Source organism: Streptomyces sp. NBC_01283, assembly GCF_041435335.1.
Lineage (GTDB): Bacteria > Actinomycetota > Actinomycetes > Streptomycetales > Streptomycetaceae > Streptomyces.
In genome coordinates this window covers 4,040,493-4,066,725 of the sequence record NZ_CP108430.1, presented here as the reverse complement: position 1 = coordinate 4,066,725, position 26,233 = coordinate 4,040,493, and the positions used below count along the sequence as shown (strand labels likewise).

Here is a 26,233-nt window from a genome sequence, read left to right as displayed (position 1 = left end):
TACGCCAAATCCGCGCTTGCCGCGCGGAATTGGCGTGCCTGATGGTGCGTGTGAGGTTGACCGCGCGTCAAGAGCGCATATCGGTCGGCGTGTTCCGCAGGGCGGTCACCGCCGGAGGTCACTTCCGGTGGAACGTGGTCATGGAGACGCCGGTGTCGAAGGACCGGTTGGCCGACAGGGTGAAGCCGGCCAGGTTGAACGGCCCGTCGAACAGGGGGATTCCGGAGCCGATGACGATCGGGTTGCGCTTGATGATCAGTACGTCTATCTCGTCGAGCAGCGCCGCGGCCAGCTTTCCGCCGCCGCACAGCCAGATGTCCAGGCCGTCCTGCTTCTTCAGGCCGCGCACGAGCCCGGCCGGGTCGTCGGCGACGATCTCCACCTCCGGGTCGGGGGCGGCCATGGTGCTGGAGACGACGTACTGCTTCAAGTGCGCGTAGGGGCTGGTCAGGCCCTGCGGCAGACCTGCCTCGTAAGTGCTGCGCCCCATGAGGACGGTGTCGAAGTGTCTGTTGGGGGCCTCGGTGATGCCGAACGGTTCACGGGCCACCGTGGGCAGGGTCTCGGGGTACTCGGCGAGGATCGTGTCCCGGACCTCGCCCTCGAAGGGGAAGAAGTCGAACTGCCCTTCAGGGCCGGCGATGTAGCCGTCGAGGGTGGCGGCGACGTAGTACGTGAGCTTTCGCATGCGGGGCTCTTTCTGTGGCTGCGGATGCCGCGGGGTGGCGGCAGGGAAGGCGGAAGGCGCTGCACTCGATGTACTGTGACTGAAGTGGTCCGAACTTAGTACTTCACTTGCAGTGGTGTCAATGGATCGCCGAACCGAAACCTGTCCCCGCCCCCCGCCCCCTGTCCCCCGTCCCTGTTTCCTGTCCCGGGAGAACGTCATGCGTCAGAACCCCGCCCGCCGCGTCGCCCTGCTCGACGCCGCCATCGAGGTGCTCGCCCGCGAGGGGGCACGCGGGCTGACCCTCCGCGCCCTCGACACCGAGGCGGCCGTGCCCACGGGTACGGCGTCCAACTACTTCACCAACCGCGCCGACATGCTCGGCCAGATCATGGGGCGCACCCGCGAGCGGCTGACGCCCGATCCGTCGGATGTGGCCAAGGACCTGGAGGCGGAGCCGTCGCACGAGCTGGTGAAGACCTTCATGCGCGGGATCGTCGAACGGATGCGGGCCGACCGCAGCTCCCATCTGGCCATGCTGGAGCTCCGCCTGATGGCCACCAGGAACCCTGAGCTGCACGCCGAACTGACGCGCTTCTTCAGCGCCGAGATGGAGGGCAACATCAGCTTCCACCTCGACCACGGGCTGCCGGGCGACGGGACGGGCATGGTGCTGCTCTACATGGCCATGTCCGGGCTCATGCTGGACGAGCTGACCCTCCCCGGGCTGCTGGCCCCGCATCGGCCCGAGCGCCTCATCGACGAGATGGTGACGCGGCTCCTGCTGTGAGTTCTGTCGTGGCAGCCGCCCGGCTCGAGAATTCCGCGGGGCCGGCGGTCAGCCCGCTGCCCTGAGTGGTCCGGAAGCCGGGCGCCTCGTGCCCAGTGAGGCGCGGTAGCCGCTCGGTGCGATTCCGCGGATTCGCTTGAAGGCGTCGCTGAAGCCGAATCCGTCGGCGTATCCCACCTGCCCGGCCACGGCGGCCACCGTCGCGCCCGGCTCGGCGAGCAGTTCGGCGGCGAGCGTCATGCGCCACTCGGTGAGGTACGCCATCGGCGGCCTGCCCACGAGCTCGGCGAAGTTGCGGGCGAACAGCGCGCGCGACACCTGGGCGCGCGCGGCGAGCGACGCCACCGTCCAGGGCCGCGACGGCTCGTCGTGCATGGCGTGCAGCGCGGGGCCGACCACCTCGTCGCCGAGGGCGATGTACCAGTCGGGCGGGCAGGCGTCCGGCAGTTCGAACCAGTCGCGCAGGGTGCAGGCCAGCATCCAGTCGAGCATCCGGTCCATCACGTACTGGCGCCCCGGCCGGTCGGCGGCCACCTCCGAGGCGATGAGCTCCAGGATGGGCGTGCAGTCCTCGCTGGACGGGACCACGAGGAGCGGCGGCAGCATGCTGATGAGCCGCCGGCCCACCGCGCCGTCCAGTTGGTACGCACCGGTGATGAGTTCGCACTCCGCCCCGGATTCGGCTGCGTAAGCCCCGGATTCGGCCGCGGAAGGCGCCGACAGCGTGAACGGTGCCGTCGTGCAGACCACGGCCGCCCCTCCCTCCTCCAGGATTTGCGGCTCGCCCGACGCGGCGGTGATCCGGGCCGTGCCGCGCATCACCGTGATCAGCGTCAGGGCCGCCCCCTCGTCGCGGACCACCTCCCACGGCCCGTTCAGCACCGTGCGACCGAACAGCGCGCCGTCCGCGCGTACCCCGCGCAGCAGATCCCCCAGAGCGTCCATGCCCTCCACCGTAAACGGAGCCCGAGCCCCGTGGACGTACTCCCATGCACGCGAGACGGGCTCCCATGTCACCCTCCGGGCAGGGGGAGTTGGCTTGACCCATGACCACGAACCCGAAGAAGCAGACGCAGCCCGACGCCCTCATCCTCGTGCTCGGCGCCACCGGCAAGACCGGCCGCCGCCTGGTGCCCCTGCTCAGGGCCGCGGGCCACACCGTGCGCGCGGCCTCGCGCTCCGGCGAGACCCGCTTCGACTGGAACGACCGCTCCACGTGGGCCCCGGTCCTTCAGGGCGTGACCGCCCTCTACCTCGTCGGCCCGCCCGAACCCGAGCCGATCGCCGACTTCGTGGACACGGCCGTGGCGGCGGGCGTACGCCGCTTCGTGGTCCTGTCCGGGCGGGGCGTCGAGGTGTTCAAGGACTCCTTCGAGCCGTCCATGGCGGAGGCCGAGCGCGTGGTGCGCGCGGCGGACGTCGACTGGACGGTGATCCGCCCGAACAACTTCTCGCAGAACTTCGACGAGGACATCTTCGCCACGGCCCTGCTCGAAGGCCGCCTCGCGCTGCCCGTCGGCGACGTGCCGGAGCCGTTCATCGATGTGGAGGACATCGTGGAGGTGGCCGCGGCCCTGCTCACCGAGGAGGGGCACACGGGCCGTACGTACGAGCTGTCAGGACCCCGCGCGCTGAGCTTCGCCGACGCGGTCGCGGAGCTGGCGGAGGCCTCGGGGCGGCCGATGCGCTTCGAGCACATCACCCCGGACGAGTACGTCGCGGAGCTGACCGCGGCCGACGTCCCGGCCGACATCGCCCGCGCCCTCGCCGACGTCCTCGACTGGCTGAAGACCGGCTACAACGCGGCGCCGGTGACAGGCGTACGAGATGTCCTGGGCCGGGAGCCCCGGGACTTCAGCGTCTACGCGAAGGCAGCGGCAGCTTCGGCGGCCTGGAACTGAGCAGTGCCCCGTATGGGCGCGGGGAACTGCGCGACCAGCCACGGCGCACCCGCGGGAAAGGTCAGACCGAGGACTCCGCTTCCCGCCCGGCAGCGGGAGTCATCGGCTCCGTATCCCGCCCCGCAACAGGAACCGCGGAAGCCCGCGCAGCGGCAAGCCGAACCGCGGTGCGCCGAGCCCCCCGCACCGCGTCCCACGTCAGCAACGTCAGCGCCAGCCACACAAGACCGAACCCGGCCCACCGCTCGGGCGGCATCGCCTCATGGAAGTACAGGATGCCGAGCAGGAACTGGAAGACGGGCGCGAGGTACTGCAGCATCCCCAGCGTCGCGAGCGGCACCCGGATCGCCGCGGCCCCGAAGCAGACGAGGGGAATGGCGGTGACCACACCGGTCGCCGCGAGCAGCGCCCCGTGCCCGAAACCGCCCTCCGTGCCGAACGTGGCGTCGCCCCGCACCCCGAGCCACACCAGGAACCCGACCGCGGGCAGGAACTGGATCGCGGTCTCGGCGGCCAGGGACTCCAGACCGCTGAGGCCGACCTTCTTCTTCACCAGGCCGTACGTGGCGAAGGAGAAGGCGAGGCAGAGCGAGATCCACGGCGGCTGCCCGTACCCGAAGGCGAGGACGAGGACCGCCGCGAGGCCGACGGCGACGGCCGCCCACTGCACGGGCCGCAGCCGTTCGCCGAGGAGCAGGACGCCCATGGCGATGGTGACGAGGGGGTTGATGAAGTAGCCGAGGGAGGCCTCCACGACGTGGCCGGAGTTCACGGCCCAGATGTAGACGCCCCAGTTGACCGTGATGACCGCCGCGGCGATCGTCACGAGGCCCAGCTTGCGCGGCTGCCGGATCAGCTCGCCCGCCCAGGCCCAGCGCCGCACGGCCAGCAGCGCGACGCCGACCACGACGAGGGACCAGGCCATCCGGTGCGCGAGGATCTCGCCCGCCCCGGCCGGCTTGAGCAGCGGCCAGAACAGGGGCACGAGGCCCCACATCCCGTAGGCCGCGAAACCGTTCAGCAGGCCTATGCGCTGCTCGCTCTTCGACTGCTCGGCTGCGGCAGCGTCCACGGCCCCTCCTTGGTGCAAGGCAGCCCCACGCTGCACCCAAGAAGGTAGCGGCACGGACACCCTCGTGTCATGCCCGTCTCACGAAAACGGTCATGACGTCGTGCACACTCCCCGCGCACCCCCACGACCTGCGGCTTCAGCCCGTCAGCCCGTCAGCCCCGTGAGGCCTTCAGCCCTTCAGGGCCGCCGAGATCGCGTCCGCGACAGGCGTCGTCGGGCGCCCGATCAGGCGCGACAGCTCGCCGCTCCCGCCGGCGAGCAGACCCCGCTGGATCGCCGCGTCCACGTCGACGAGGATCGCGGCGAACTGCTCGGGAAGCCCGGCGCCGGTCAGGATCGCGAGGTTCTGCTCGGCGGGGACATTCGCGTACGAGATGTCCTTGCCGCTCTGCCGCGCGACCTCGGCGGCGTACTCGGCCAGGCTCCACGCCACGTCGCCGCTCAGCTCGTACGCCTTGCCCTCGTGGCCCTCGCCGGTCAGTACGGCGACGGCGGCCGCCGCGTAGTCGGCGCGCGAGGCGGAACCGACCCGGCCGTCGCCCGCGGAGGCGACGACGGCGCCGTGCTCCAGGACGGGGGCGAGGTTGGCGGTGTAGTTCTCGTGGTACCAGCCGTTGCGCAGGAAGGTGTACGGAAGGCCGGAGTCGAGGATGAGCTGCTCGGTCACCTTGTGCTCGGCCGCGAGGTCGAAGTCGGCGTCGGGCCCGCCCAGGACGCCGGTGTACGCGAGGAGCGCGACGCCCGCCGCACGCGCGGCGTCGATCACCGCGGCGTGCTGCGGCACGCGCTGCCCGACCTCGCTGCCGGAGATCAGCAGGACCCTGTCCCCCGCGGCGAAGACGCCGGCGAGGGTCTCGGGCGCGCTGTAGTCCGCGATGCGCAGCTCGACGCCGCGCGCTGCGAGACCGGCGGCCTTCTCCTTGTCGCGGACGACGGCGGCTATCTGCCCGGCGGGCACCTGCGCGTCGAGCAGTCCGTCGATGACGAGACGGCCGAGCTGTCCGGTGGCTCCGGTGACAACGATGCTCATGTCTTGAATCTCCCTTTGGTGTGGTTCTGACGATGAGCTTACGTTGGGCGCTAACTATTGGAAAGTACCCACTTTGAAGTAAGGTACTGGCATGGCAGTAAGTAACTGGAACCTCGGGGACGAGGGAATGTGCCCGCAGCGTCTCGTCCTGGAGCACGTCACGAGCCGCTGGGGCGTGCTCGTCCTGATCGCCCTGGACGAGCGCTCGTACCGCTTCAGCGAGCTACGCCGGGCCCTCGGCCGGGTCAGCGAGAAGATGCTGACGCAGACCCTGCAGACCCTGGAGCGCGACGGCCTCGTGCACCGCGACGCCAAGCCGGTCATTCCGCCGCGCGTCGACTACTCGCTCACCGACCTCGGCCGCGAGGCCGGGGCGCAGGTCCGGGTGCTCGCCGAGTGGACCGAGCGGCGCCTCGCGGACGTACAGGAAGCGCGCCAGGCGTACGACGAAGCCCGGTCCTGAGTTCGGGACTCTGAACCGGGCTTCGGGTCGGGCGAGTTGAGCGAGGGGCGTGCCGGGTCAGCCGACGACGGTCCAGGTGTCGCCGCCCGCGAGGAGTGCGGCCAGGTCGCCCTTGCCGTTCTGCTCGATGGCGGTGTCGAGTTGGTCGGACATCAGGGTGTCGTAGACGGGGCGTTCGACGTTGCGGAAGACGCCGATGGGGGTGTGGTGCAGGGTGTCGGGGTCGGCGAGGCGGGACAGTGCGAACGCGAGCGTGGGCGAGGTGGAGTGCGCGTCGTGGATGAGGATCTGAGACTCGGTCTCAGAGGTGACCGGGACGACTTTGAGGTCACCGGTGGCCGCATCGCGGACGACGCCCTTGGAGCCCAGGCCGTTTTCCAGGGGTGCTCCGAAGCGGATGGGCTGGCCGTGTTCCAGGCGGATGACGGCTTCTTCGGCCTGCTGTTTGTCCTTGAGGACCTCGAAGGCGCCGTCGTTGAAGATGTTGCAGTTCTGGTAGATCTCCACCAGGGCGGTGCCGGGGTGTTCGGCGGCCTCGCGCAGTACCGAGGTGAGGTGTTTGCGGTCGGAGTCCACGGTGCGGGCCACGAAGGAGGCTTCGGCGCCGATGGCGAGGGAGACGGGGTTGAAGGGTGCGTCGAGGGAGCCCATCGGCGTGGATTTGGTGATCTTGCCGACTTCGGAGGTCGGGGAGTACTGGCCCTTGGTGAGGCCGTAGATGCGGTTGTTGAAGAGCAGGATCTTCAGGTTGACGTTGCGGCGCAGGGCGTGGATGAGGTGGTTGCCGCCGATGGACAGTGCGTCGCCGTCGCCGGTGACCACCCACACGCTCAGGTCGCGGCGTGAGGAGGCCAGTCCGGTGGCGATGGCGGGGGCACGGCCGTGGATGGAGTGCATCCCGTAGGTGTTCATGTAGTACGGGAAGCGGGAGGAGCAGCCGATGCCGGAGACGAAGACGATGTTCTCCTTGGCCAGGCCGAGTTCGGGCATGAAGCCCTGCACGGCGGCCAGGACGGCGTAGTCACCGCAGCCGGGGCACCAGCGCACCTCCTGGTCGGACTTGAAGTCCTTCATGGACTGCTTGGCCTCGGCCTTGGGGACCAGGGAAAGCGCTTCGATCGTGCTCCCGGTGCCTTCGGTCTTCGTGTCAGCCATTGATGGCCTCCTTGAGAGCCGTGGCGAGCTGCTCGGCCTTGAACGGCATTCCATTGACCTGGTTGTACGAGACCGCGTCCACGAGGTACTTGGCGCGGAGGAGAGTGGCGAGCTGCCCGAGGTTCATCTCGGGAATCACCACCTTGTCGTAACGCTTCAGGACCTCGCCCAGGTTGTGGGGGAAGGGGTTGAGGTGGCGCAGATGGGCCTGGGCCACGCTCTCGCCGACCGCCCGCAGGCGGCGTACCGCGGCGGTGATGGGCCCGTAGGTCGAACCCCAGCCCAGGACCAGCAACTTGGCGTCGCCGGTCGCGTCGTCGACTTCGAGGTCGGGGACCTGGATGCCGTCGATCTTGGCCTGGCGGGTGCGGACCATGAAGTCGTGGTTGGCGGGGTCGTAGGAGATGTTGCCGGTGCCGTCCTGCTTCTCGATGCCGCCGATGCGGTGTTCGAGGCCGGGCGTGCCGGGGATCGCCCAGGGGCGGGCCAGGGTCTGCGGGTCGCGCTTGTAGGGCCAGAAGACCTCGGTGCCGTCGTCCTCGGTGTGGTTGGTCCCCGAGGCGAACTGGACGCGCAGGTCCGGGAGTTCATCGGTGTCCGGGATGCGCCACGGCTCGGAGCCGTTGGCCAGGTAGCCGTCGGACAGCAGGAAGACCGGCGTGCGGTAGGTGACCGCGATGCGGGCCGCCTCCAGCGCCGCGTCGAAGCAGTCCGCCGGGGTCTTGGGTGCCACGATCGGCACCGGCGCCTCGCCGTTGCGCCCGAACATCGCCTGCAGCAGATCCGCCTGCTCGGTCTTGGTCGGCAGGCCGGTCGAAGGGCCGCCGCGCTGGATGTCCACGACCAGCAGCGGCAGTTCCAGCGACACCGCGAGGCCGATGGTCTCCGACTTCAGCGCCACACCGGGCCCCGAGGTCGTCGTCACCGCGAGCGAGCCGCCGAACGCCGCACCCAGCGCGGCGCCGATCCCCGCGATCTCGTCCTCGGCCTGGAAGGTCCGCACACCGAAGTTCTTGTGCCTGGACAGCTCGTGCAGGATGTCGGAGGCCGGGGTGATCGGGTACGAACCCAGGTAGAGCGGCAGGTCCGCCTGCCGGCCCGCGGCGATCAGGCCGTAGGAGAGGGCCAGATTCCCGGAGATGTTGCGGTAGGTGCCGGTCGGGAAGGCGTGGGCGGCCGGGGCCACCTCGTACGAGACGGCGAAGTCCTCCGTCGTCTCGCCGAAGTTCCAGCCCGCGTGGAAGGCGGCGATGTTCGCCTCGGCGATGTCCGGCTTCTTGGCGAACTTCGTGCGCAGGAACTTCTCGGTGCCCTCGGTCGGGCGGTGGTACATCCACGACAGCAGGCCGAGCGCGAACATGTTCTTGCTGCGGCCGGCGTCCTTGCGCGAGAGGTCGAACTCCTTGAGCGCCTCGACCGTCAGCGTCGTCAGCGGCACCGGGTGGACGCTGTAGCCGTCCAGCGAACCGTCTTCCAGCGGCGAGACCTCGTAGCCGACCTTCTGCATCGCCCGTTTGGAGAACTCGTCCGTGTTGACGATGATCTCCGCCCCGCGCGGCACGTCGGCGATGTTCGCCTTCAGCGCCGCCGGATTCATCGCGACGAGCACGTTCGGCGCGTCGCCCGGCGTGAGGATGTCGTGATCGGCGAAATGCAGCTGAAAGGAGGAGACGCCCGGCAGGGTCCCGGCTGGAGCACGGATCTCGGCGGGGAAGTTCGGCAGTGTCGAGAGGTCGTTCCCGAAGGACGCCGTCTCCGACGTGAACCGGTCACCGGTGAGCTGCATACCGTCACCGGAGTCACCCGCGAAGCGAATGATCACCCGGTCCAGACGGCGTACATCCTTCTCACCAGCAGGCTTGCGCTGCTCTCCGACGACTGCCCCATCGGCCTGCTCGGCTGGGCTACTGACCTGGCTGGTCACTGAACTGGACCTCCCTCGGGCGGCTGAGCGGGAAGGGCTGGGCGACCGGCCTTCCCAAGGCCCACCCTACGTCTGTAAGGGTCACCTTCCTGGGGTTGATCGCATGACGGACGTGCTTTTGAGACGCTTCATTGCCCCGTTTTGTCATGATGTGCCGCATCCCCTGGCCGTCATGGAAGACGCCCCCCACTCATCCTTTGGTTCTAGGACTGTTCTCCGTACTCATGCTGCTGCCATTGGTTTTCCGTGCCGCCAAATAGCTGACAGAGTGTCAGATCGCTAGGAGTTGAGGTAGGTGAGGACCGCCAGCACGCGCCGGTGATCCCCGTCACTCTGCGATAGCCCCAGCTTCAGGAAGATGTTGCTGACGTGCTTCTCGACCGCACCGTCGCTCACCACCAACTGCCGGGCCACCGCGGAGTTCGTCCGCCCCTCGGCCATCAGACCGAGTACCTCGCGCTCGCGCGGAGTAAGCCCCGCGAGGACGTCCTGCTTGCGGCTGCGGCCGAGCAGCTGCGCCACGACCTCCGGGTCGAGCGCGGTGCCGCCCTGCGCGACACGCACCACGGCGTCCACGAACTCGCGCACCTCGGCGACGCGGTCCTTGAGCAGATAGCCGACACCACGGCTGGACCCGGCGAGCAGCTCGGTGGCGTACTGCTCCTCGACGTACTGCGACAGGACGAGCACCCCGAGCCCCGGGAACTGGTGGCGCAGGTGCACCGCGGCACGCACCCCCTCGTCGGTGTGCGTCGGAGGCATGCGCACGTCGGCGACGACCACATCGGGCAGCTCGCCCTCGGAGGAGAGTTCGTTGATCGTCTTGATCAGCGCGTCCGCGTCGCCGACCCCCGCGACGACGTCGTGCCCGCGGTCGGTCAGCAACCGGGTCAGGCCCTCCCTGAGCAGCACCGAATCCTCGGCGATGACGACCCGCACTTTGTCCTCCACGTTCACGGCCCCCCGGCATATTTGATTCTGGATGTCCCCCGGCACCTCAGTATCGCGCGTACGGAGGGGCGTTACGGCGTTCGCGGACAACCGCTTGCCCTTGTTCGCTCCTGGCGGCCGGAGGAGCGGGCACGGACAGCACCTATCCGGCCGCCCGTGCTGCGGGGCGACCGGATGGGTGAGCGGAGGAGAGGTCCGGTCCAGGGCTACGCCTGCCGGAGGCCGACGGCTACGCCCGCCAGGGCAGCTCGGCCGTCACCGTCGTGGGACCGCCCACCGGTGAGTCCACGACCAGGATCCCGTCGACCGCGTCGAGCCGCTCGGCGAGCCCGGCCAGGCCGGAACCGGCGGTCACGTCCGCGCCCCCGGCGCCGTCGTCGGTGACCTGGAGCATCAGCCGGTCCTCGACCTGCCAGACGTCGACCGAGCCACGGGACGCCCGCGCGTGCTTGCTGATGTTCTGCAGGAGCTCGGAGACCGTGAAGTACGCGATGCCCTCGATCGCGGCGGCCGGCCGCGCGGGCAGATCCACCTCGACCTGGACCGGGACCGTGCACCGGGCGGCGAGCGAGGAAAGGGCCGCGTCCAGGCCGCGGTCGGTCAGGACCGCCGGGTGGATCCCGCGGGCCAGGTCGCGCAGCTCCTGGAGGGCCACCTTCACCTCGCCGTGCGCCTCGCCCACCATGCGCGCCGCGGCCTCCGGGTCCTCCGTCAGCTTCTCCTTGGCCAGGCCCAGGTCCATGGCGAGTGCGACCAGGCGGGCCTGCGCCCCGTCGTGCAGGTCGCGCTCGATGCGGCGCAGGTCGGCCGCGGCCGTGTCGACCACGACACCGCGGTCCGACTCCAGCTCGACGACGCGCGTGGCCAGACTCGACGGGCCGAGCAGACCGGCCACCATGACGCGGTCGACGGTGGTCAGGGCCCGGATGATCCAGGGGGTGGCCAGCGTGATCAGCAGGCCGGTGAGGGCGGTGACACCGATCTCGAAGGGGTTGTCCAGGTAGATGCGGTGGCCGTCGTCGCCGTAGAGCTGGATGCCGTCCTGGCCGGCGTAGGCCGGGAAGACCCAGCGCCACAGCGGGTACGTGAGCATCGCCCAGCCGTACGTCCAGAACATCACCGACACGGTGAAGGAGAAGATCGCCCAGGGCATGTGGAGGATGGCGTAGAGGACGTGCCGCCAGGAGACGCCGCTCTTGAGCACGGCACCCATCCACGCCATCATCCCGCCGCCGTTCTTGGGCCGCAGCGGCTCCGGGTTCGCCACCTCCACGCCGAGCAGTGCCCGCGCCCGCACCCGCTCCAGCGAGCCGATGCCGCGGCAGGCGGCGAGCCCGGCGGCGAGCACCGGGATGCCGATGAACGTGATCAGCAGGCCGGCGCCGAGCGACAGCATCGTGACCGCGAACGTGAAGGTGACGATGCTGATCGGCAGGCTGAGGAGCACATAGCCGAACTCCTTCCAGGCGCGGGCCTCGATCGGCGCGCGCAGCCCGGCGGGGACACGGCGGCGTCGCTCGTCGAGGTCGGATCCCCGGAACTCCGAACGGTCCATGCGTCCGTACTCCTGTCCGTACTCCGTGGCCATCGGTGTCGTCCGTTTCTGCTCGGTCCGCGTGATGTGTGGGGTCTGCTTCGGCGTCGTACCTCAAGAGTGCTGGCCGAAGCTGATCCGGACCATGTGGTGCGTAGGTGTCTTCGACCGGGGGTTTTCCCTACCCCCGGGCCGCCTGGTCCCGGTCGCTGTCACGGGCCGTCTGGTCCCGGTCCCTGTCCCTGTCCCGCCAGGGCAGCTCCGCCGTGATCGTCGTGGGGCCGCCCTCCGGCGACTCGATCACGAACAGGCCGTCGACCGCGCCGAGCCGGTCCGCGAGCCCCGCCATGCCCGTGCCGCCGTCGAGGCTCGCGCCGCCCCTGCCGTCGTCCCACACCTGGATGAGCAGCCGCTGGTCGGCACGCCACACCTCCACGGAGGCCGAACGGGCCCCGCTGTGCTTGCTCACGTTCTGAAGCAGCTCGGAGACCGTGAAGTACGCGATGCCCTCGATCGCGGCGGCCGGGCGGGCCGGCAGATCGGCGGTCACCTTCACCGGGACCGTGCACCTCGAGGCCACCGAGGAAAGGGCCGCGTCCAGGCCGCGGTCGGTCAGGACCGCCGGGTGGATGCCGCGGGCCAGGTCGCGCAGTTCCTGGAGGGCGAGCTTCACCTCGCCGTGCGCCTCGTCGACCATCGCCGCCACCGTGTCGTCGGCCTGGCCCTCCAGGAGCTTCTCCTTGGCCAGACCGAGCCCCATGGCGAGTGCGACCAGGCGGGCCTGTGCCCCGTCGTGCAGGTCGCGCTCGATGCGGCGCAGGTCGGCCGCGGCCGTGTCGACGACCACACCGCGGTCCGATTCCAATTCCACGATGCGCCGCTCCAGTTCGTCGGAGGGCGAGAGCAGGCCGCGCGCCATCACGCGGTCGGCGTTGGTCAGGCCCCGCACGATGTAGGGGAGCACGGGCCACAGCACGAAGAGACCGATCAGGGCGACGGCGAAGGTCATCACGCCCCAGGGCAGCCGCATGAACGAGTACAGCATCGTGCGCCAGCCGACCGGATCCTTAAGGCTCGACCACAGCCAGCTGAAGAAACCGTGCCCCCGCTGCTTCGGCATCGGGCTCGGCTCGTCGATCCGCAGACCGAGCAACTTCCGCGCCCGCGCCCGCTCCGCCCTGCCGATCTGGCGCGCGCCGATCAGCGCGCCCGCGAGCAGCGGCAGTCCGACGACCGTCACGGCGAGACCGCCGCCGGCCGCGAGCGTCACGACCACGTAGACGAAACCGGCCACGCCGATCGGCAGGTTGGCGAGGAGATACGCGATCTCCTTCCAGGTCTGCCGGTCGTACGCCGCGAAGCGCGCGGGTGGCGGCGGTGGGGAAGCCGGGGATCCCGGGGAGCCCGGGTAGGTGATCGAGGACGTGGCGCGTGCGGTCATACGCGTTAGGGTGCACGGCTCGCCGCCGCGATGCCATGAGGAGGGCCGCCAGGACGTCCGGGGGATAACCCCACCCGTCGAACGATCCGTCGATGGATGCGGCGAGTACTTGCCGATGCGTGACGCTCTGCTTACCTCGTCTTTAGCAGGCCCTAGACTCCCGTGCGTACAGATCGTCGAACAGTGATCAGTGTTCAGTAGCCGGTGGCAATGACGTGATCGATCGCGCGATTGATGACGTGGTCGGTGACCGGTGATCCGCGGTCGGAGAGAACAGGGAGTGAGGGGCTGACGTGCACGTGCCGAATGTCGCGGCGAGCTACTACCAGTCGTACTCCGTCGTCGGACTGCTCGCCGTGGTCGGCGTGCTGTTCGTCGCCGTAGCCTTCGGCGCGGGGCGGCTGTTGCGGCCCGTCGTGCCGACACCCGAGAAGCTCCTGACGTACGAGTGCGGTGTCGACCCGGTCGGCGAGGGCTGGGCCCACACCCAGGTCCGCTACTACGTCTACGCGTTCCTCTACGTCATCTTCGCCGTCGACTCGATCTTCCTCTTTCCATGGGCGACGGTTTTCGCCGCGCCCGGCTACGGTGCGACGACGCTGGTGGAGATGTTCATCTTCCTCGGCTTCCTGACCGTGGGCCTGCTGTACGCATACAAGAAGGGCGTCCTCACATGGACGTGACCCCCGCTTCCGCTTCCACCCCGGTTTCCGCTCCCGCGTCCGGCTCCGCCTCCGTCGATCTGCCGGAGCCGGTGCTGCGCCCCGAGCCGGAGAAGCTCGGCGTGCTCTCGCGCCTGGCCCCCGAGCCGATGAAGGTGGTCCTCAACTGGGGCCGCCGGTACTCGTTGTGGGTCTTCAACTTCGGCCTCGCCTGTTGCGCCATCGAGTTCATCGCCGCCTCCATGGCCCGGCACGACTTCATCCGGCTCGGCGTGATCCCGTTCGCGCCGGGGCCGCGACAGGCCGACCTGATGGTCGTCTCCGGCACGGTCACGGACAAGATGGCCCCGGCCGTGAAGCGCCTGTACGAGCAGATGCCCGAGCCCAAGTACGTCATCTCCTTCGGCGCCTGCTCCAACTGCGGCGGCCCGTACTGGGATTCGTACGCGGTGACCAAGGGCGTCGACCAGATCATTCCGGTCGATGTGTACGTACCCGGCTGCCCGCCCCGGCCCGAGGCGCTCCTCCAGGGCATCCTCAAGCTCCAGGAGAAGATCGCGTCGGAGTCGCTGAGCGAGCGGTACGGCAACGGCAGCGGGAAGGGCGGCGGCAGCGGGAAGGGCAATGGCAACCGGCCTTCGGCGGCGGCTCTCCAGAGCGGGCTCGTGAAGCCGCCGGTGGCGCCGGACGCCTCGACGCCGGGGGAGGGGAAGGCATGACCGGCTGGCTGCCGAGCCCCGTCGAGGAGCTCTTCGGTGCGGAGGCCACGGCGGACGAGTCGTACGACCTCTTGACGGTCGACGTCCCGCCGAGCTCGTGGATCGCGGCGCTCGAAACCGCGCGCACGACCCTGACCTGCACCTACTTCGACTGGCTGAGCGCCGTCGATGAACCGGGCACGGGCTTCCAGGTCTCGGCCCATGTCGTCGCCCTCTCTCCGGTACGACGTCTCCTCATCCGTACGACCGTTCCGCACGACGCCCCGGTGCTGCCGACCGCGGTCGGCGTCTACGCGGGCGCGGCGTGGCACGAGCGCGAGACGCACGAGATGTTCGGCGTCGCTTTCGAGGGCCACCCGCACCTCGTGCCGCTGCTCCTCCCGGACACCTTCGAAGGCCACCCCCTCCGCAAGGACTTCGTCCTGGCGGCCCGGGTCGCCAAGGCGTGGCCCGGTGCGAAGGAGCCGGGGGAGTCGGAGCACGGCGGGCCCAAGCGCCGCCAGATGCTGCCGCCCGGCGTACCCGACCCGAACGAATGGGGCCCCCTGAAGGGCCAGCTCCCCGCTGCCCCGGCCCGCCCGGCCCGCGGCGCAGCCCGCGCGGCGGGCGACCGCCCGGTCCGCCGGACGCGGACGGCGGGGGAGGGCTCGGCGAGCCAGGCGGGCGCGGCGGCTGCCGGTCAGGCGGAGGGGGCGCAGCCCGAGCCTCCGACTCCGCGCCGGACGCGCAGCGTGAGCCAGGGCTCGGCGTCGCAGCGACCGGCGGGGGAGCCGGCGCCCGAGGCGAAGTCTCCCGAGCCGAAGTCTCCCGAGGCGAAGTCTCCCGAGGCGAAGCCGAAAGCGGCCCCCGAAGCCGCTTCCGACGCCCCATGGCACCAGGCCCGCCCGGCATTCGAGACCCCAGAGAAGCCGGTACGGGAAACCCCGGAGCCGCCCAAAACCCCCGACACCGACACCGGCGACACCAGCACCGAAGGCACCGACAGCACCGACAGCACACCTGAAACGGCCGACACAGCCGGCACAGCCGGCACAGAGGACAACCGCGCAGGAGGCTCGGAGTGACCGACGCGCTCGACGTCGCCCTGCGTCTCCTCATCGTCTTCGCCGTCTTCATGGTCCTGCCCCTGGTCATCGGCCAGACCGAGCACAAGGTGATGGCCCACATGCAGGGCCGCCTCGGCCCCATGCACGCGGGCGGATTCCACGGCTGGGCCCAGCTCGTCGCCGACGGAGTCAAGTTCGCGCAGAAGGAAGACGTCGTACCGGCCGAGGCCGACCGCCGCATCTTCCAGCTCGCCCCCGCCGTCGCCCTGCTGCCGTACCTCCTCGTCCTGATCGCCATCCCCATCGGCCCGAGCGAAGGCGCCGTCGGCCAACTCGTCGACGCGGGCATCTTCTTCGTGCTCGCGGTCATGGGCGTCGGCGTACTCGGCTCGCTCATGGCGGGCTGGGCGAGCGCCAACAAGTTCTCCCTCCTCGGCGGCCTGCGCACCGCCGCCCAGCTCCTGGCGTACGAACTCCCGATGCTGCTCGCCGCGGCCTCCGTGGCGATGGCCGCCGGGACGGTCTCGCTGCCCGGCATCCTCAACGCCTTCGAGTGGTGGTGGCTGCCCTGGCAGATCGTCGGCGCCCTCGTCTTCTTCGTCGCGGGCCTCGCCGAACTCCAGCGCCCGCCCTTCGACATGCCGGTCGCCGACTCGGAGATCATCTTCGGCGCGTACACCGAGTACACGGGCCTCCGATTCGCCCTCTTCCTGCTCGCCGAGTACGCCGGAATCGTCGTCCTCTGCGGCCTCACCACCGTCCTGTTCCTCGGCGGCTGGCACGGCCCATGGGGTGCCGACGGCCTCGGCTGGGTCTGGACCCTCCTGAAGACCGGACTGCTCGCCTTCGTGGTGATCTGGCTCCGCGTCAGCTACCCCCGTCTCCGCGAGGACCAGCTCCAGAAGCTCTCCTGGACCCTCCTCGTCCCCCTCGCACTCGCGCAGATCGCGCTCACCGGCATCGTGAAGGTGGCGATCAACTAGTGGCCCCGATCCCCGGATCCGGCCTGGCCAAGGGCCTCGCCGTCACCCTCCGCACGATGACGAAGAAAACCGTCACCGAGCAGTACCCGGAGCACCAGCCCGAACTCCCGCCCCGCACCCGGGGCGTCATCGGGCTCTTCGAGGAGAACTGCACGGTCTGCATGCTCTGCGCCCGCGAGTGCCCGGACTGGTGCATCTACATCGACTCCCACAAGGAGACGGTGCCGCCGGCCGTCGAAGGCGGGCGCGAGCGCAGCCGCAACGTCCTCGACCGCTTCGCCATCGACTTCTCCCTCTGCATGTACTGCGGCATCTGCATCGAGGTCTGCCCCTTCGACGCACTGTTCTGGTCCCCGGAGTTCGAGTACGCCGAGACCGACATCCACGAACTCACCCACGAGCGCGACAAGCTCCGCGACTGGATGTGGACGGTCCCGGCCCCGCCGGCCCTGGACCCCGCCGCCGAGGACCCCAAGGAAATCGTCACGGCACGCAAGGCGGCGGAGAAGCTGGCCGCGGCCCAGGAAGCCGAAGCCGCTCAGGCAGCCGAAGCCGCCGCCGCGTCCCCGGAAGCGCCGTCCTCCGAAGCACCGTCCCCCGAAGCGCCGTCCGCACCGGAGGGAGACGCGTGACCCTCGCAGCCACCGCCGCCCTGGCGGCCAACGCCCCGCTGGCGGCCAACGCCCCCCAGGGCTTCCTCTCCCCGACGGGAGTGGAGATCGCCTTCCTCCTGGTCGGCCTCGTCACCCTCGGCTCGGCGATCGTCACCGTCACCACCAAGCAGCTGGTGCACGCCGCTCTCTGGCTAGTGGCGACCCTCGGCGGCCTGGCCGTCGAGTACCTCCTGCTCACCGCCGAGTTCATCGCCTGGGTGCAGGTACTGATCTACGTCGGCTCCGTCGTCGTCCTCCTCCTGTTCGGACTGATGCTCACCCGGGCCCCCATCGGCCGCTCCCCGGACGCCGATTCGGGCAACCGCCCGGTCGCGCTCGCGGTAGCCGTCCTCGCGGCCGCCGCGCTGGTGTGGGTCGTCGTCGACGCCTTCCGGACGACCTGGATCGACCTCGACCGCGCCGCCGACGAGGCCCAGGGCTCCACCGCGGTGACCGGGAAGTTCCTCTTCCAGCACTGGGTACTGCCCTTCGAGGCCCTCTCGGTCCTGCTCCTCGCCGCCCTGGTCGGCGCGATCGTCCTCTCCCGCAGGAACGCCCGCATGACCCGCCTGACCGGCGCCCCCGGCGACAGCCCCACGACCGGTGCCCCCAGCGACAAGGAGCAGCGCTGATGCACCTCGCCTATCCCGCCGTCCTGGCCGTTCTCCTCTTCTGCGTAGGCCTGTACGGAGTCCTCGCCCGCCGCAACGCGATCCTGGTCCTGATGTCCGTCGAGCTGATGCTCAACGCCGTCAACCTCAACCTGGTCGCCTTCGACGTCTGGCTCCGCGACGCCCTCCACTCCGGCCAGGCCCTGACCCTCTTCACCATCGCCATCGCCGCGGCGGAGATCGGCATCGGCCTCGCGATCGTCCTGGCGGTCTACCGCAACCGCGGCTCCTCCGCCGTCGACGAACTCCGCGACACCGCCGAGCGCCCCGACGACCCCGATGACGACGCCGAGGGCGCCGCCGCCGAAGAACCCGCCCCGGCGGAGACGGCAGAGAAGCCGAAGAAGTCGCAGAAGGCTGAGGCCACCGCGTGACCACGACCACCCTCGCCGTACTCGTCCCCCTCCTGCCGTTCCTCGGCTCGCTCGCCGGCCTGCTGCTCGGCCGCACCGTCCCGGGTCTCGTACGCCCCCTCGCGGTGCTGCCCACCCTGGCGGCGCTGGTCATCGCCGTCCTGGTCGCCGCCCGCCACGGCGGCGGCGCCGACATCGACTCCGCGACCGAGCTCACCCCGACCGGCTCGGTCCCCGTCGAACTCGCCCTGCACATCGACGGCTTCGCCGCCCTCGTCGCCGTACTCGTCGGCGTCGTCGCCTCCTGCGTGCAGATCTACTCGACGGGTTACCTGCGCGACGACCCGCGCTACCCCTCGTACGCCGCTCTCGTCTCCCTCTTCACCTCCGCGATGCTGCTCGTCGTCTACTCCGGCGACCTGATGGTGCTCCTGGTCGGCTGGGAGATCATGGGCATCTGCTCGTACTTCCTCGTCGGCCACTACTGGGAGACGCCCGAAGCCCGCGCGGCCTCCCTCAAGGCCTTCCTCGTCACCAAGCTCGGCGACGTCCCCTTCCTGATCGGCCTGTTCGCGCTCGCAGTCGACGCCGGGTCGTTCCGCATCACGACCATCCTCGCGAAGGTCGCGGACGGCGGCCTCGACCACCCGACGCTGATCGCCCTGCTGCTCCTCGCCGGTGTGGCGGGCAAGTCGGCGCAGTTCCCGCTGCACACCTGGCTGCCCGACGCGATGGCGGGCCCCACGCCCGTCTCCGCGCTCATCCACGCCGCGACGATGGTCGCCGCCGGTGTCTACTTCGTGGCCCGGCTCCTCCCGATCTTCGCCGCCTCGTCGGCGGCCCTGGTCGTCCTCGCCGTCATGGCCGCCGTCACGATGGCCGGCTCGGCCCTCGCGGCGCTCGCCCAGGACGACATCAAGCGCGTCCTCGCCTACTCGACGATCGGCCAGCTCGGCTATCTGACCGGCGCCCTCGCCGTCGGCGACCGCGGTGCCGCCGTCTTCCACCTCCTCTCGCACGGCGCGTTCAAGGCACTCCTCTTCCTCGGCGCGGGCGTGATCATCCACGCCGCCGGCACCAACTCCCTCGCCGCGATGTCCCGCATGAAGGGCCTGCGCGACCGGGTCCCCGACGCGTTCTGGACGATGACCGTGGCGCTCCTCGCGCTCGCCGCGATCCCGCCGTTCAGCGGCTTCTTCTCCAAGGAAGCCGTCCTGGGCGCCGCCGAGCACGCGGCCACCGGCCACTCCGAGACCGCCCCCACCGCGGCGGGCTGGATCGTCCTGATCGCCGGTCTGCTGACCGCCCTCCTCACCGCCGCCTACGCGACGCGCCTGTGGCTGCTCGCCTTCAACGGCAGGGGCCCCGCAGCCCCCGACCACGGCAGGCAGCCCGTCACGATGATCGCCGTGCTCTGGGTGCTCGCCGTCCCCTCACTCGCCTTCGGCCTCACCGTCGGTGTCCTGCCGGACTGGTTCGACGGCCACTCGCTCACCCCGACCCTCACCACCTCCGTACTCGGCACGGGATTCGCCCTCGTCGGCGGACTCGTCACGTACGGCGCGTGGCGCCACACCACGGCGCTCGCCGCCCGGCATCCGATGGGCGCGGTCGCCGCCGACGCGGGAGCCGACGGAGGCGTCGTCGAGGCCGAGGCCATCGCCACCCACACCCCCGCCTACGGAGACGTGGCCGCCGCCCACGACCCGGCCGACCCCGGCCGCCTCCTGCTCGGGCCGCTGCACCGGCACGCCGCCGTCGGCTTCCACCTCGACGCCGTGTACACCGCCCTGTTCGTGCGCCCCGTCCAGGCCGCCGCACGCCTCGTCCGGTTCCTCGACCGCGAGGTCGTCGACACCTACGTACGCGGCGCGGGCACCGCACCCCGCTGGCTCGGCGCGGCCGTCCGCCGCGCGCAGACCGGCAATGTGCAGACCTACTTGAGCGCGCTGCTCGCAGGCACCGTCGTCCTGGCTGTCGCCGCCGTCCTCGTCGCCACCGTCGGAGCGTGAGCAGCCGTGATCGATATCAGTGAATCCGTGATGCAGCTTCTTCTCGCGTTGATCGTGGTCGGCCCGCTCATCGGCGCCGTCGCGGCTCTCCTGCCCGCCCCGCCAGGACTGAAGGGGAAGTCACCCGACCAGGCGGTGCTCCGCCACGGCGTGCTCGTGACCGGCGTGATCCTCATCGCCGCGATCACTCTCGCGCTCGGCTTCGACCATGACCACCCGTCAAAGATGCAGGCCACGACCGATATCAGCTGGATCCCCGCACTCGACGTGCGCATCCACCTCGGCATCGACGGCATCTCGCTCCCCCTCCTGGTCCTGACCGCGCTGCTGACCTTCCTCTGCGCGCTGTACTCCTACTTCAAAATGCCAACGGGCCCGTCTCCCAAGGCATTCGTCGCGCTGATCCTCGTGCTCGAGTCCGGCACCCTCGCGACCTTCGCCGTCCTCGATCTGCTGCTGTTCTTCCTGGCGTTCGAGATGGTCCTCATCCCGATGTACTTCCTCATCGCCCGCTGGGGCGGCGCCGAACGCACGCAGGCTGCCTGGAAGTTCATCCTCTACACGCTGCTCGGCTCCGTCGTGATGCTGCTCGGTCTCCTCCTCATCGGCCTCAAGTCCGGCACATTCGACATGGTGGCACTCGCCACTGACAACGGCCGGGGCCTGACCACATCCGTGCAGGTCATCGCCGTTCTGGCGATCGGGATCGGGCTCGCGGTCAAGACGCCGATGTGGCCGCTGCACAGCTGGCTGCCGGACGCGCACACCGCCGCGCCCACCGTCGGCTCGGTCCTGCTGGCCGGTGTGCTGCTGAAGATGGGAACGTACGGGTTCGTCCGGATCCTGCTGCCGATCGCACCCGACGGGATGCACACCTTCGCGCCGTACCTCGCGGCCTTCGCGGTCGTCGGGATCATCTACGGCTCGCTCGCCTGCCTCGCCCTCGCCAAGCAGGGCGCGAAGGGCGACCTCAAGCGCCTCATCGCGTACTCGTCCGTGGGCCACATGGGCTTCGTGCTCCTCGGCATCTCGACGATGAGCCCGACCGGCGTGAACGGCGCGCTGTTCGCCAACATCGCGCACGGCCTCATCACCGGCCTGCTGTTCTTCCTCGTCGGTGCGCTGAAGGACCGCACCGGCACCAGCGACCTCGACACCCTCGCGCAGGAATCGGGCGCCGCGCTCTACGGCAAGGCACCCCGCCTCGGCGGCCTCCTCGCGTTCGGCGCGGTCGCCTCGCTCGGCCTTCCGGGCCTCGCCGGATTCTGGGGCGAGATGCTCGCCCTGTTCGGCGCGTTCAAGCCCGCCGACGACCTCAGCCGCCCGGCCTTCCTCACCTTCATGGCGATCGCCGCCTTCGGCACCCTGCTCACCGCCGCGTACATGCTCATCGTCGTACGCCGTGTCTGCATGGGCCCGGTGGCTCAGGGGCCCCAGGGTGCCGCCAAGACCGAAACCCCGGCGCTCGCCGACGTCCAGGGCTATGAGTTCGCCGCCTGGACGCCGCTCGTCGCCCTCACCGTGCTCGCCGGACTCTGGCCCGCCGCTCTGCTCGGCCTCACCGACCCGGCCGTGCAGCAGCTCCTCTCAGGAGGCAAGTCGTGACCATGGCCGCCGAAAGCGCCGCCGGCGTCGTCCAGTCCGTCGACTGGCTCGCGATCGCCCCGCCCACCATCGCGGCGGTCGTCGGTCTCCTCGTGCTCGTCGCCGACCTCTTCGTGGGCGACAACAAGAAGGCGCTGCTCGGCTGGATCTCCGTGGCGGGCCTTGCCGCCGCCGCGCTCTCACTCCTGCCGATCCTGAACGACGACCGGTCGACGTTCTGCCTGACCGGCGGCGCCGAAGCCTGCAGCTACACCGCGGACCGCTTCACGCTCGTCATCCAACTGCTCGTCCTCGGCGGCGCCCTGCTGGCCGCGCTGCTGTCGATGAGCACGCTCAAGGACGCGAACGGCACCGACAAGGAACTCCCCGAAGGGGAGTTCTGGTTCCTGCTGCTCTCCTCCGCGGCGGGTGCCGCGCTGCTGCCCGCCTCGCGCGACCTCGCGACGCTCATCGTCGCCCTGGAGGTCGCCTCCCTGCCCGCCTTCGCGCTCGTCGGTCTGCGGCACGGCGACAAGCGGTCCTCCGAAGCGGCCCTGAAGTTCTTCCTCTCGTCCGTCACCGCGACCGCCGTGACGCTGATGGGCGTCAGCTTCGTGTACGCCGCGACCGGCACCCTGCACCTCACGGAGATCGCCGAGGAGCTCCAGCATGTCGACGGGCAGCTGGACACGCTCGCCCAGACCGGCGTCGCCCTCACCCTCGTCGGCTTCGCCTTCAAGGTGGCCGCCGTGCCCTTCCACTTCTGGGTGCCCGACACCTACGTGGGCGCGCCGCTGCCGATCGCCGCGTATCTCTCGGTGGTCGGCAAGGCGGTCGGCTTCACCGGCCTGATCCTCGTCACCGTCGTCGCGTTCCCCTCGTACGCGGACGTGTGGGGACCGGCACTCGCCGTGCTCGCCGCCCTCACCATGACCGCGGGCAACGTGGCGGCGCTGCGCCAGCAGGCTACGCGCGCGTACAGCGCGGTACGCCTGCTCGCCTGGTCCTCGGTCGGCCAGGCGGGATACCTCCTCGTGCCGATCGCGGCGGCCGGATACGCCGACAACCCCGCGGAGGCCGAGAAGGCCGTCGGCTCCACCGTCGCGTACGCCCTGATGTACGCGGCCGTGAACCTCGGCGCCTTCGCCGTCGCCGCCCTTGTCGGCCGTACGCAGCGCCTGAACCGCGTCAGCGACTACCGAGGCCTCTACGCCCGAAGCCCGCTCGCGGCCCTGGTGCTCGGCTTCTTCCTGCTCTGCCTCGCGGGCCTGCCGCCGGGCATCATCGGCCTCTTCGCGAAGGTCACCGTCTTCTCGGCGGCGGTCGACGCGGGCCTGGGCTGGCTCGCCGTGGTGATGGCCGTGAACGTGGTGATCGCTCTCTTCTACTACCTCCAGTGGACCGCGCTGCTGTTCCGCGCCCCCGAGGGCGAGCCGGTCAAACACCGCGTCCCGGCCCCCCTGACGGCGGCCATCGCCCTCACCGCGGTCCTCGGCATCGCGCTCTCCGGAGCACCGCAACTCGTCCTGAGGTTCTCCGGCACCGGCCTTTTCTGACGCGTCACCTTCTCCGCGGGGGCCGCTCGGGCATCACCCGAGCGGCCCACACCGCTCCTGCGTGCACAAGGGAACTAGTGCTCCCCGCCTGGCGTTGACCAGTACGGGAGGGTCCACTGAAGAGTGGAAGCACCAGCAGACAGAGGGTTCCCCCACGCACCACAGGAGGGCGCACCGTGCACCGCCGGCACAACGGGCTGAAGACCGCCGTACTCCTCGGGGGACTGTCCGCTCTCATCCTCGTCATCGGCAGTTTCTTCGGACGTACGGGCTTGATCGTCGCACTCTTCGTGGCGCTCGGCACCAACGCGTACGCGTACTGGAACAGCGACAAGCTCGCCCTGCGCGCTATGCGCGCGCGCCCGGTGAGCGAATTCGAGGCCCCCGAGCTCTATCGCATGGTCCGCGAGCTCTCCACCCAGGCCCGCCAGCCCATGCCCCGGCTCTACATCTCGCCCACCGAGGCGCCGAACGCCTTCGCGACCGGCCGCAATCCGCGCAACGCGGCGGTGTGCTGCACCGACGGCATCCTGCGCCTCCTCGACGAGCGTGAGCTGCGCGGAGTCATCGGCCACGAGCTGAGCCACGTCTACAACCGCGACATCCTGATCTCGTCGGTCGCCGGCGCCCTCGCCTCGGTGATCATGTTCCTCGTCAACTTCGCCTGGCTGATCCCGGTCGGCAGGTCGAACGACAACGAAGGCCCCGGCATCTTCGGCATGCTGCTGATCATGCTCCTGGGCCCGCTGGCCGCCTCCGTCATCCAGCTCGCGATCAGCCGCTCCAGGGAGTACGAGGCCGACGCGTCCGGCGCACAGCTCACGGGGGACCCACTGGCCCTCGCGAGCGCCCTGCGCAAACTCGACGCGGGCACCAAGCAGCTTCCGCTGCCCCCCGAGCCACGCATCGAGACGGCAAGTCACATGATGATTGCGAACCCTTTCCGTCCCGGGCAGGGCATGTCCAAGATGTTCTCCACGCATCCGCCGATGGCGGAGCGCATTGCCCGGCTCGAGCAGATGGCAGGTCGCCAACAGTGAAGACAATCCTCAACGTCATCTGGCTAGTCCTGTGCGGCTTCTGGATGTTCCTCGGCTATCTCCTGGCCGGGGTGCTCCTGTGCATCACGATTATCGGCATCCCGTTCGGAGTCGCCAGCTTCCGGATCGGCCGCTATGCCCTGTGGCCCTTCGGCTACACGACAGTTGAGCGCCGCGACGCGGGCGCGCCGTCCTGCATCGTGAACGTCCTGTGGCTGATCCTCGCGGGCTGGTGGCTCGCGCTCGGCCACATCGTCACGGGCTTCCTCCTGTGCGTCACGATCATCGGCATCCCGCTGGGCGTCGCCAACTTCAAGCTGATCCCGGTGTCGTTGATGCCGCTCGGCCGCGAAATCGTGCGCACGGACCAGCCGTTCGCGACGCGCTGACGCACCTCCCGGGCCGTGCCGCACAGCGGCGCGGCCCTCGTGTGTCATACGCCGCATCACGCTGATCACCGCAACCGCGCCCCGCTCCCGTGACGTCCTCAAGGACAACAGCACGTAGAGGGGCAGGTTCACCGCATGGGCATCATCAGCTGGATCGTTCTGGGGCTCGTGGCCGGTGTCGTCGCCAAGATCCTGCTGCCGGGCCGCGACCCGGGCGGCTTCATCGGCACGACCCTCATCGGCATCGCGGGCGCCTTCATCGGCGGCTGGCTATCCGCCCGCTACCTCGACCGCCCGATAGCCACCGACGTCTACGACGGAGCGACCTGGGCGGCGGCCATCGGCGGCTCACTCGTCCTGCTCGTCGCCTACCGCATCCTCTTCGGCCACTCACGCCGCTGAGTCACGCACGCCGCCTCAGGCGGCGATCCCCCGATCTGCGGCCAGCAGCAAGGGCGGGCACCCGAATCGGGTGCCCGCCCTTCGGCGTCGCACGACAAGCAACAACCAGTACTTACCGGCGACTACCGGTAGTTCGCGAACTGCACGTCGAAGTCGAAGTCCTGCCCCTTGAGCAGCGCCTGTACGGCCTGCAGGTCGTCGCGGCTCTTCGAGCTGACCCGCAGCTCGTCGCCCTGGACCTGCGCCTTGACGCCCTTGGGGCCCTCATCGCGGATGATCTTGGCGACCTTCTTCGCGTTCTCCTGGGAGATGCCCTCTTCGATCGAGGCGAAGATCTTGTACTCCTTGCCGGACAACTGCGGCTCGCCCGCGTCGAGCGACTTCAGCGAGATGCCGCGCTTGATCAGCTTGGACTGGAAGATGTCGAGGATCGCCTTGACCCGCTCCTCGCCGTTCGCCTCCATCAGGATCTTCTCGCCGGACCAGGCGATCGAGGCACCCGTGCCCTTGAAGTCGTAGCGCTGCGAGATCTCCTTGGCGGCCTGGTTGAGGGCGTTGTCGACCTCCTGCCGCTCGACCTTCGAGACGATGTCGAAACTGGAGTCGGCCATGTCCTGTGGCTCCTTGTATCGGGGGTCTGCGTACTCAGCTGGTGCACGGCCGTCGGTCCCTGGCCGCATCCGCAAAGCCTAGCCACCGCCCCCGCGCCGGGGGCCGATCAATCGGGTGGCGAAGCACCCCTGTCCATCAGGTATCGTTTACGTCGTTGCCACAGAGCGCCGCCCCAAAGCGGACGTATCCAGGCAGCGACCCAGGCGGTGTGCCCGAGCGGCCAAAGGGAGCAGACTGTAAATCTGCCGGCTCAGCCTTCCCAGGTTCGAATCCTGGCGCCGCCACACGAAGGAGACCCTCTCCGGTCTTGCGGAAACGCGAGTCGGAGGGGGTCTTTTCGTACGCTGAGGCCATGCCGTCCATGCCATCAGCATCCTCAGTGTCATCAGGGTCCTCGCGCCGCAGGAACTGTCCCGAGTGCCGACGGGAAATCGCGGTCGTCGGGGGGCGGTTCGCGCGCCATGATCCGCCGGGTCAGCGCGGCAGCGGCGACCTCGTCTCCTGTCCCGGATCGCGCAGGCAGGCGATGCTCGGCGCCGCACAGCCCGCTCTGGACGGCTACACGGTCCCGGACTTCCCCGGCCAGCTCCCACTCTTCTGAGGCGCTCTCAGGGCTGCTCAGG

Annotated in this window: 27 protein-coding genes and 1 tRNA gene; 18 read left to right on the top strand and 10 right to left on the bottom strand. The window is 69.9% G+C overall.

What is annotated here, in order from left to right:
* Positions 1–118: 118 nt before the first annotated feature.
* The gene (locus OG302_RS18465) at positions 119–688 is read right to left on the bottom strand and encodes a dihydrofolate reductase family protein (RefSeq protein WP_371527787.1); all 570 of its coding nucleotides are present in this window, start codon (positions 686–688) and stop codon (positions 119–121) included.
* 199 nt (positions 689–887) lie between these two features.
* On the opposite strand from OG302_RS18465, the gene OG302_RS18460 reads away from it, so the two are divergent.
* Positions 888–1,457 (top strand): TetR/AcrR family transcriptional regulator, encoded by a 570-nt coding sequence (locus tag OG302_RS18460; RefSeq protein WP_371527786.1) that lies wholly within the window; start codon positions 888–890, stop codon positions 1,455–1,457.
* 48 nt (positions 1,458–1,505) lie between these two features.
* On the opposite strand, the gene OG302_RS18455 is transcribed toward OG302_RS18460, so the two are convergent.
* A complete protein-coding gene (locus OG302_RS18455) occupies positions 1,506–2,402 on the bottom strand; it encodes an AraC family transcriptional regulator (RefSeq protein WP_371527785.1) in 897 nt (298 codons plus the stop codon).
* A 101-nt stretch (positions 2,403–2,503) separates the two neighbouring features.
* Here OG302_RS18455 and OG302_RS18450 point away from each other — a divergent pair, with 101 nt between their 5' ends.
* The gene (locus OG302_RS18450) at positions 2,504–3,358 is read left to right on the top strand and encodes an NAD(P)H-binding protein (RefSeq protein ID WP_371527784.1); all 855 of its coding nucleotides are present in this window, start codon (positions 2,504–2,506) and stop codon (positions 3,356–3,358) included.
* Positions 3,359–3,419: 61 nt separating this feature from the next.
* Here the strand turns inward: OG302_RS18450 and rarD are convergent, their stop codons facing one another.
* Together rarD and OG302_RS18440 are read right to left on the bottom strand one after the other, a co-directional pair.
* A complete protein-coding gene (gene rarD / locus OG302_RS18445) occupies positions 3,420–4,430 on the bottom strand; it encodes an EamA family transporter RarD (protein ID WP_371527783.1) in 1,011 nt (336 codons plus the stop codon).
* 169 nt (positions 4,431–4,599) lie between these two features.
* A complete protein-coding gene (locus OG302_RS18440) occupies positions 4,600–5,460 on the bottom strand; it encodes an NAD(P)H-binding protein (RefSeq protein WP_371527782.1) in 861 nt (286 codons plus the stop codon).
* Positions 5,461–5,551: 91 nt separating this feature from the next.
* Between OG302_RS18440 and OG302_RS18435 the strand changes: the two genes are divergently transcribed.
* Entirely contained in the window at positions 5,552–5,923 is a 372-nt protein-coding gene (locus OG302_RS18435) for a winged helix-turn-helix transcriptional regulator (RefSeq protein WP_371527781.1), read from the top strand.
* A 57-nt stretch (positions 5,924–5,980) separates the two neighbouring features.
* Here OG302_RS18435 and OG302_RS18430 read toward each other — a convergent pair whose 3' ends face one another.
* The 5 genes from OG302_RS18430 to OG302_RS18410 form a co-directional block, all read right to left on the bottom strand.
* Positions 5,981–7,078, bottom strand: coding sequence for a 2-oxoacid:ferredoxin oxidoreductase subunit beta (locus OG302_RS18430; RefSeq protein ID WP_371527780.1), 1,098 nt, complete (start codon positions 7,076–7,078; stop codon positions 5,981–5,983).
* Positions 7,071–9,002 (bottom strand): 2-oxoacid:acceptor oxidoreductase subunit alpha, encoded by a 1,932-nt coding sequence (locus tag OG302_RS18425; RefSeq protein WP_371527779.1) that lies wholly within the window; start codon positions 9,000–9,002, stop codon positions 7,071–7,073. The genes OG302_RS18430 and OG302_RS18425 overlap by 8 nt, the downstream gene beginning before the upstream one ends.
* A gap of 279 nt (positions 9,003–9,281) precedes the next feature.
* Positions 9,282–9,941, bottom strand: coding sequence for a LuxR C-terminal-related transcriptional regulator (locus OG302_RS18420; RefSeq protein ID WP_371750157.1), 660 nt, complete (start codon positions 9,939–9,941; stop codon positions 9,282–9,284).
* A gap of 241 nt (positions 9,942–10,182) precedes the next feature.
* The gene (locus tag OG302_RS18415) at positions 10,183–11,541 is read right to left on the bottom strand and encodes a sensor histidine kinase (RefSeq protein WP_371527778.1); all 1,359 of its coding nucleotides are present in this window, start codon (positions 11,539–11,541) and stop codon (positions 10,183–10,185) included.
* Positions 11,542–11,668: 127 nt separating this feature from the next.
* Positions 11,669–12,928, bottom strand: coding sequence for a sensor histidine kinase (locus OG302_RS18410; RefSeq protein WP_371527777.1), 1,260 nt, complete (start codon positions 12,926–12,928; stop codon positions 11,669–11,671).
* Between the two features lie 293 nt (positions 12,929–13,221).
* On the opposite strand from OG302_RS18410, the gene OG302_RS18405 reads away from it, so the two are divergent.
* From OG302_RS18405 to OG302_RS18345, 13 genes are all read left to right on the top strand, one after another.
* A complete protein-coding gene (locus tag OG302_RS18405) occupies positions 13,222–13,611 on the top strand; it encodes an NADH-quinone oxidoreductase subunit A (RefSeq protein WP_371527776.1) in 390 nt (129 codons plus the stop codon).
* Complete coding sequence (locus OG302_RS18400; RefSeq protein ID WP_371527775.1) at positions 13,602–14,309, top strand: NADH-quinone oxidoreductase subunit B; 708 nt, start codon at positions 13,602–13,604, stop codon at positions 14,307–14,309. The genes OG302_RS18405 and OG302_RS18400 overlap by 10 nt, the downstream gene beginning before the upstream one ends.
* Positions 14,306–15,373 carry an NADH-quinone oxidoreductase subunit C gene (locus tag OG302_RS18395; RefSeq protein ID WP_371527774.1) on the top strand — a complete coding sequence of 356 codons (1,068 nt, stop codon included), beginning with the start codon at positions 14,306–14,308 and terminating at the stop codon, positions 15,371–15,373. The genes OG302_RS18400 and OG302_RS18395 overlap by 4 nt, the downstream gene beginning before the upstream one ends.
* Positions 15,370–16,338 (top strand): complex I subunit 1 family protein, encoded by a 969-nt coding sequence (locus OG302_RS18390; protein ID WP_361837128.1) that lies wholly within the window; start codon positions 15,370–15,372, stop codon positions 16,336–16,338. The genes OG302_RS18395 and OG302_RS18390 overlap by 4 nt, the downstream gene beginning before the upstream one ends.
* Positions 16,338–16,970 (top strand): NADH-quinone oxidoreductase subunit I, encoded by a 633-nt coding sequence (locus OG302_RS18385; protein WP_371527773.1) that lies wholly within the window; start codon positions 16,338–16,340, stop codon positions 16,968–16,970. The genes OG302_RS18390 and OG302_RS18385 overlap by 1 nt, the downstream gene beginning before the upstream one ends.
* Complete coding sequence (locus OG302_RS18380; protein WP_371527772.1) at positions 16,967–17,623, top strand: NADH-quinone oxidoreductase subunit J; 657 nt, start codon at positions 16,967–16,969, stop codon at positions 17,621–17,623. Before OG302_RS18385 ends, OG302_RS18380 begins: the two co-directional genes overlap by 4 nt.
* Positions 17,623–18,036 (top strand): NADH-quinone oxidoreductase subunit NuoK, encoded by a 414-nt coding sequence (gene nuoK / locus OG302_RS18375; RefSeq protein ID WP_371527771.1) that lies wholly within the window; start codon positions 17,623–17,625, stop codon positions 18,034–18,036. The genes OG302_RS18380 and nuoK overlap by 1 nt, the downstream gene beginning before the upstream one ends.
* Positions 18,033–20,027: an NADH-quinone oxidoreductase subunit L gene (locus tag OG302_RS18370; protein ID WP_371527770.1), complete on the top strand. Its 1,995-nt coding sequence runs from the start codon at positions 18,033–18,035 to the stop codon at positions 20,025–20,027. Before nuoK ends, OG302_RS18370 begins: the two co-directional genes overlap by 4 nt.
* 6 nt (positions 20,028–20,033) lie before the next feature.
* Positions 20,034–21,632 (top strand): NuoM family protein, encoded by a 1,599-nt coding sequence (locus tag OG302_RS18365; RefSeq protein WP_371527769.1) that lies wholly within the window; start codon positions 20,034–20,036, stop codon positions 21,630–21,632.
* Positions 21,633–21,634: 2 nt separating this feature from the next.
* Positions 21,635–23,167, top strand: coding sequence for an NADH-quinone oxidoreductase subunit N (locus tag OG302_RS18360; protein ID WP_371527768.1), 1,533 nt, complete (start codon positions 21,635–21,637; stop codon positions 23,165–23,167).
* Between the two features lie 176 nt (positions 23,168–23,343).
* Positions 23,344–24,207: a zinc metalloprotease HtpX gene (gene htpX / locus OG302_RS18355; protein ID WP_361837145.1), complete on the top strand. Its 864-nt coding sequence runs from the start codon at positions 23,344–23,346 to the stop codon at positions 24,205–24,207.
* A complete protein-coding gene (locus tag OG302_RS18350) occupies positions 24,204–24,596 on the top strand; it encodes a YccF domain-containing protein (RefSeq protein ID WP_371527767.1) in 393 nt (130 codons plus the stop codon). The genes htpX and OG302_RS18350 overlap by 4 nt, the downstream gene beginning before the upstream one ends.
* A 135-nt stretch (positions 24,597–24,731) precedes the next feature.
* Positions 24,732–24,998, top strand: a complete 267-nt coding sequence (locus OG302_RS18345; RefSeq protein ID WP_361837150.1) for a GlsB/YeaQ/YmgE family stress response membrane protein — start codon at positions 24,732–24,734, stop codon at positions 24,996–24,998.
* 122 nt (positions 24,999–25,120) lie between these two features.
* Here OG302_RS18345 and OG302_RS18340 read toward each other — a convergent pair whose 3' ends face one another.
* The gene (locus tag OG302_RS18340; protein WP_371527766.1) at positions 25,121–25,609 is read right to left on the bottom strand and encodes a YajQ family cyclic di-GMP-binding protein; all 489 of its coding nucleotides are present in this window, start codon (positions 25,607–25,609) and stop codon (positions 25,121–25,123) included.
* A 203-nt stretch (positions 25,610–25,812) separates the two neighbouring features.
* Here OG302_RS18340 and OG302_RS18335 point away from each other — a divergent pair.
* Together OG302_RS18335 and OG302_RS18330 are read left to right on the top strand one after the other, a co-directional pair.
* Positions 25,813–25,894: transfer RNA gene (locus OG302_RS18335), tRNA-Tyr, on the top strand.
* A gap of 77 nt (positions 25,895–25,971) precedes the next feature.
* Positions 25,972–26,211, top strand: a complete 240-nt coding sequence (locus tag OG302_RS18330; protein ID WP_371527765.1) for a hypothetical protein — start codon at positions 25,972–25,974, stop codon at positions 26,209–26,211.
* The last annotated feature ends 22 nt before the right edge of the window (positions 26,212–26,233 follow it).

Bases quoted from the DNA above. Each gene is read 5' to 3' on its own strand.
- OG302_RS18465 (WP_371527787.1), bottom strand. From the start codon at position 688: ATGCGAAAGCTCACGTACTACGTCGCCGCCACCCTCGACGGCTACATC.
- OG302_RS18460 (WP_371527786.1), top strand. From the start codon at position 888: ATGCGTCAGAACCCCGCCCGCCGCGTCGCCCTGCTCGACGCCGCCATC.
- OG302_RS18455 (WP_371527785.1), bottom strand. From the start codon at position 2,402: ATGGACGCTCTGGGGGATCTGCTGCGCGGGGTACGCGCGGACGGCGCG.
- OG302_RS18450 (WP_371527784.1), top strand. From the start codon at position 2,504: ATGACCACGAACCCGAAGAAGCAGACGCAGCCCGACGCCCTCATCCTC.
- OG302_RS18440 (WP_371527782.1), bottom strand. From the start codon at position 5,460: ATGAGCATCGTTGTCACCGGAGCCACCGGACAGCTCGGCCGTCTCGTC.
- OG302_RS18435 (WP_371527781.1), top strand. From the start codon at position 5,552: ATGGCAGTAAGTAACTGGAACCTCGGGGACGAGGGAATGTGCCCGCAG.
- OG302_RS18430 (WP_371527780.1), bottom strand. From the start codon at position 7,078: ATGGCTGACACGAAGACCGAAGGCACCGGGAGCACGATCGAAGCGCTT.
- OG302_RS18415 (WP_371527778.1), bottom strand. From the start codon at position 11,541: ATGGCCACGGAGTACGGACAGGAGTACGGACGCATGGACCGTTCGGAG.
- OG302_RS18410 (WP_371527777.1), bottom strand. From the start codon at position 12,928: ATGACCGCACGCGCCACGTCCTCGATCACCTACCCGGGCTCCCCGGGA.
- OG302_RS18400 (WP_371527775.1), top strand. From the start codon at position 13,602: ATGGACGTGACCCCCGCTTCCGCTTCCACCCCGGTTTCCGCTCCCGCG.
- OG302_RS18395 (WP_371527774.1), top strand. From the start codon at position 14,306: ATGACCGGCTGGCTGCCGAGCCCCGTCGAGGAGCTCTTCGGTGCGGAG.
- nuoK (WP_371527771.1), top strand. From the start codon at position 17,623: ATGCACCTCGCCTATCCCGCCGTCCTGGCCGTTCTCCTCTTCTGCGTA.
- OG302_RS18360 (WP_371527768.1), top strand. From the start codon at position 21,635: ATGGCCGCCGAAAGCGCCGCCGGCGTCGTCCAGTCCGTCGACTGGCTC.
- OG302_RS18345 (WP_361837150.1), top strand. From the start codon at position 24,732: ATGGGCATCATCAGCTGGATCGTTCTGGGGCTCGTGGCCGGTGTCGTC.
- OG302_RS18340 (WP_371527766.1), bottom strand. From the start codon at position 25,609: ATGGCCGACTCCAGTTTCGACATCGTCTCGAAGGTCGAGCGGCAGGAG.
- OG302_RS18330 (WP_371527765.1), top strand. From the start codon at position 25,972: ATGCCATCAGCATCCTCAGTGTCATCAGGGTCCTCGCGCCGCAGGAAC.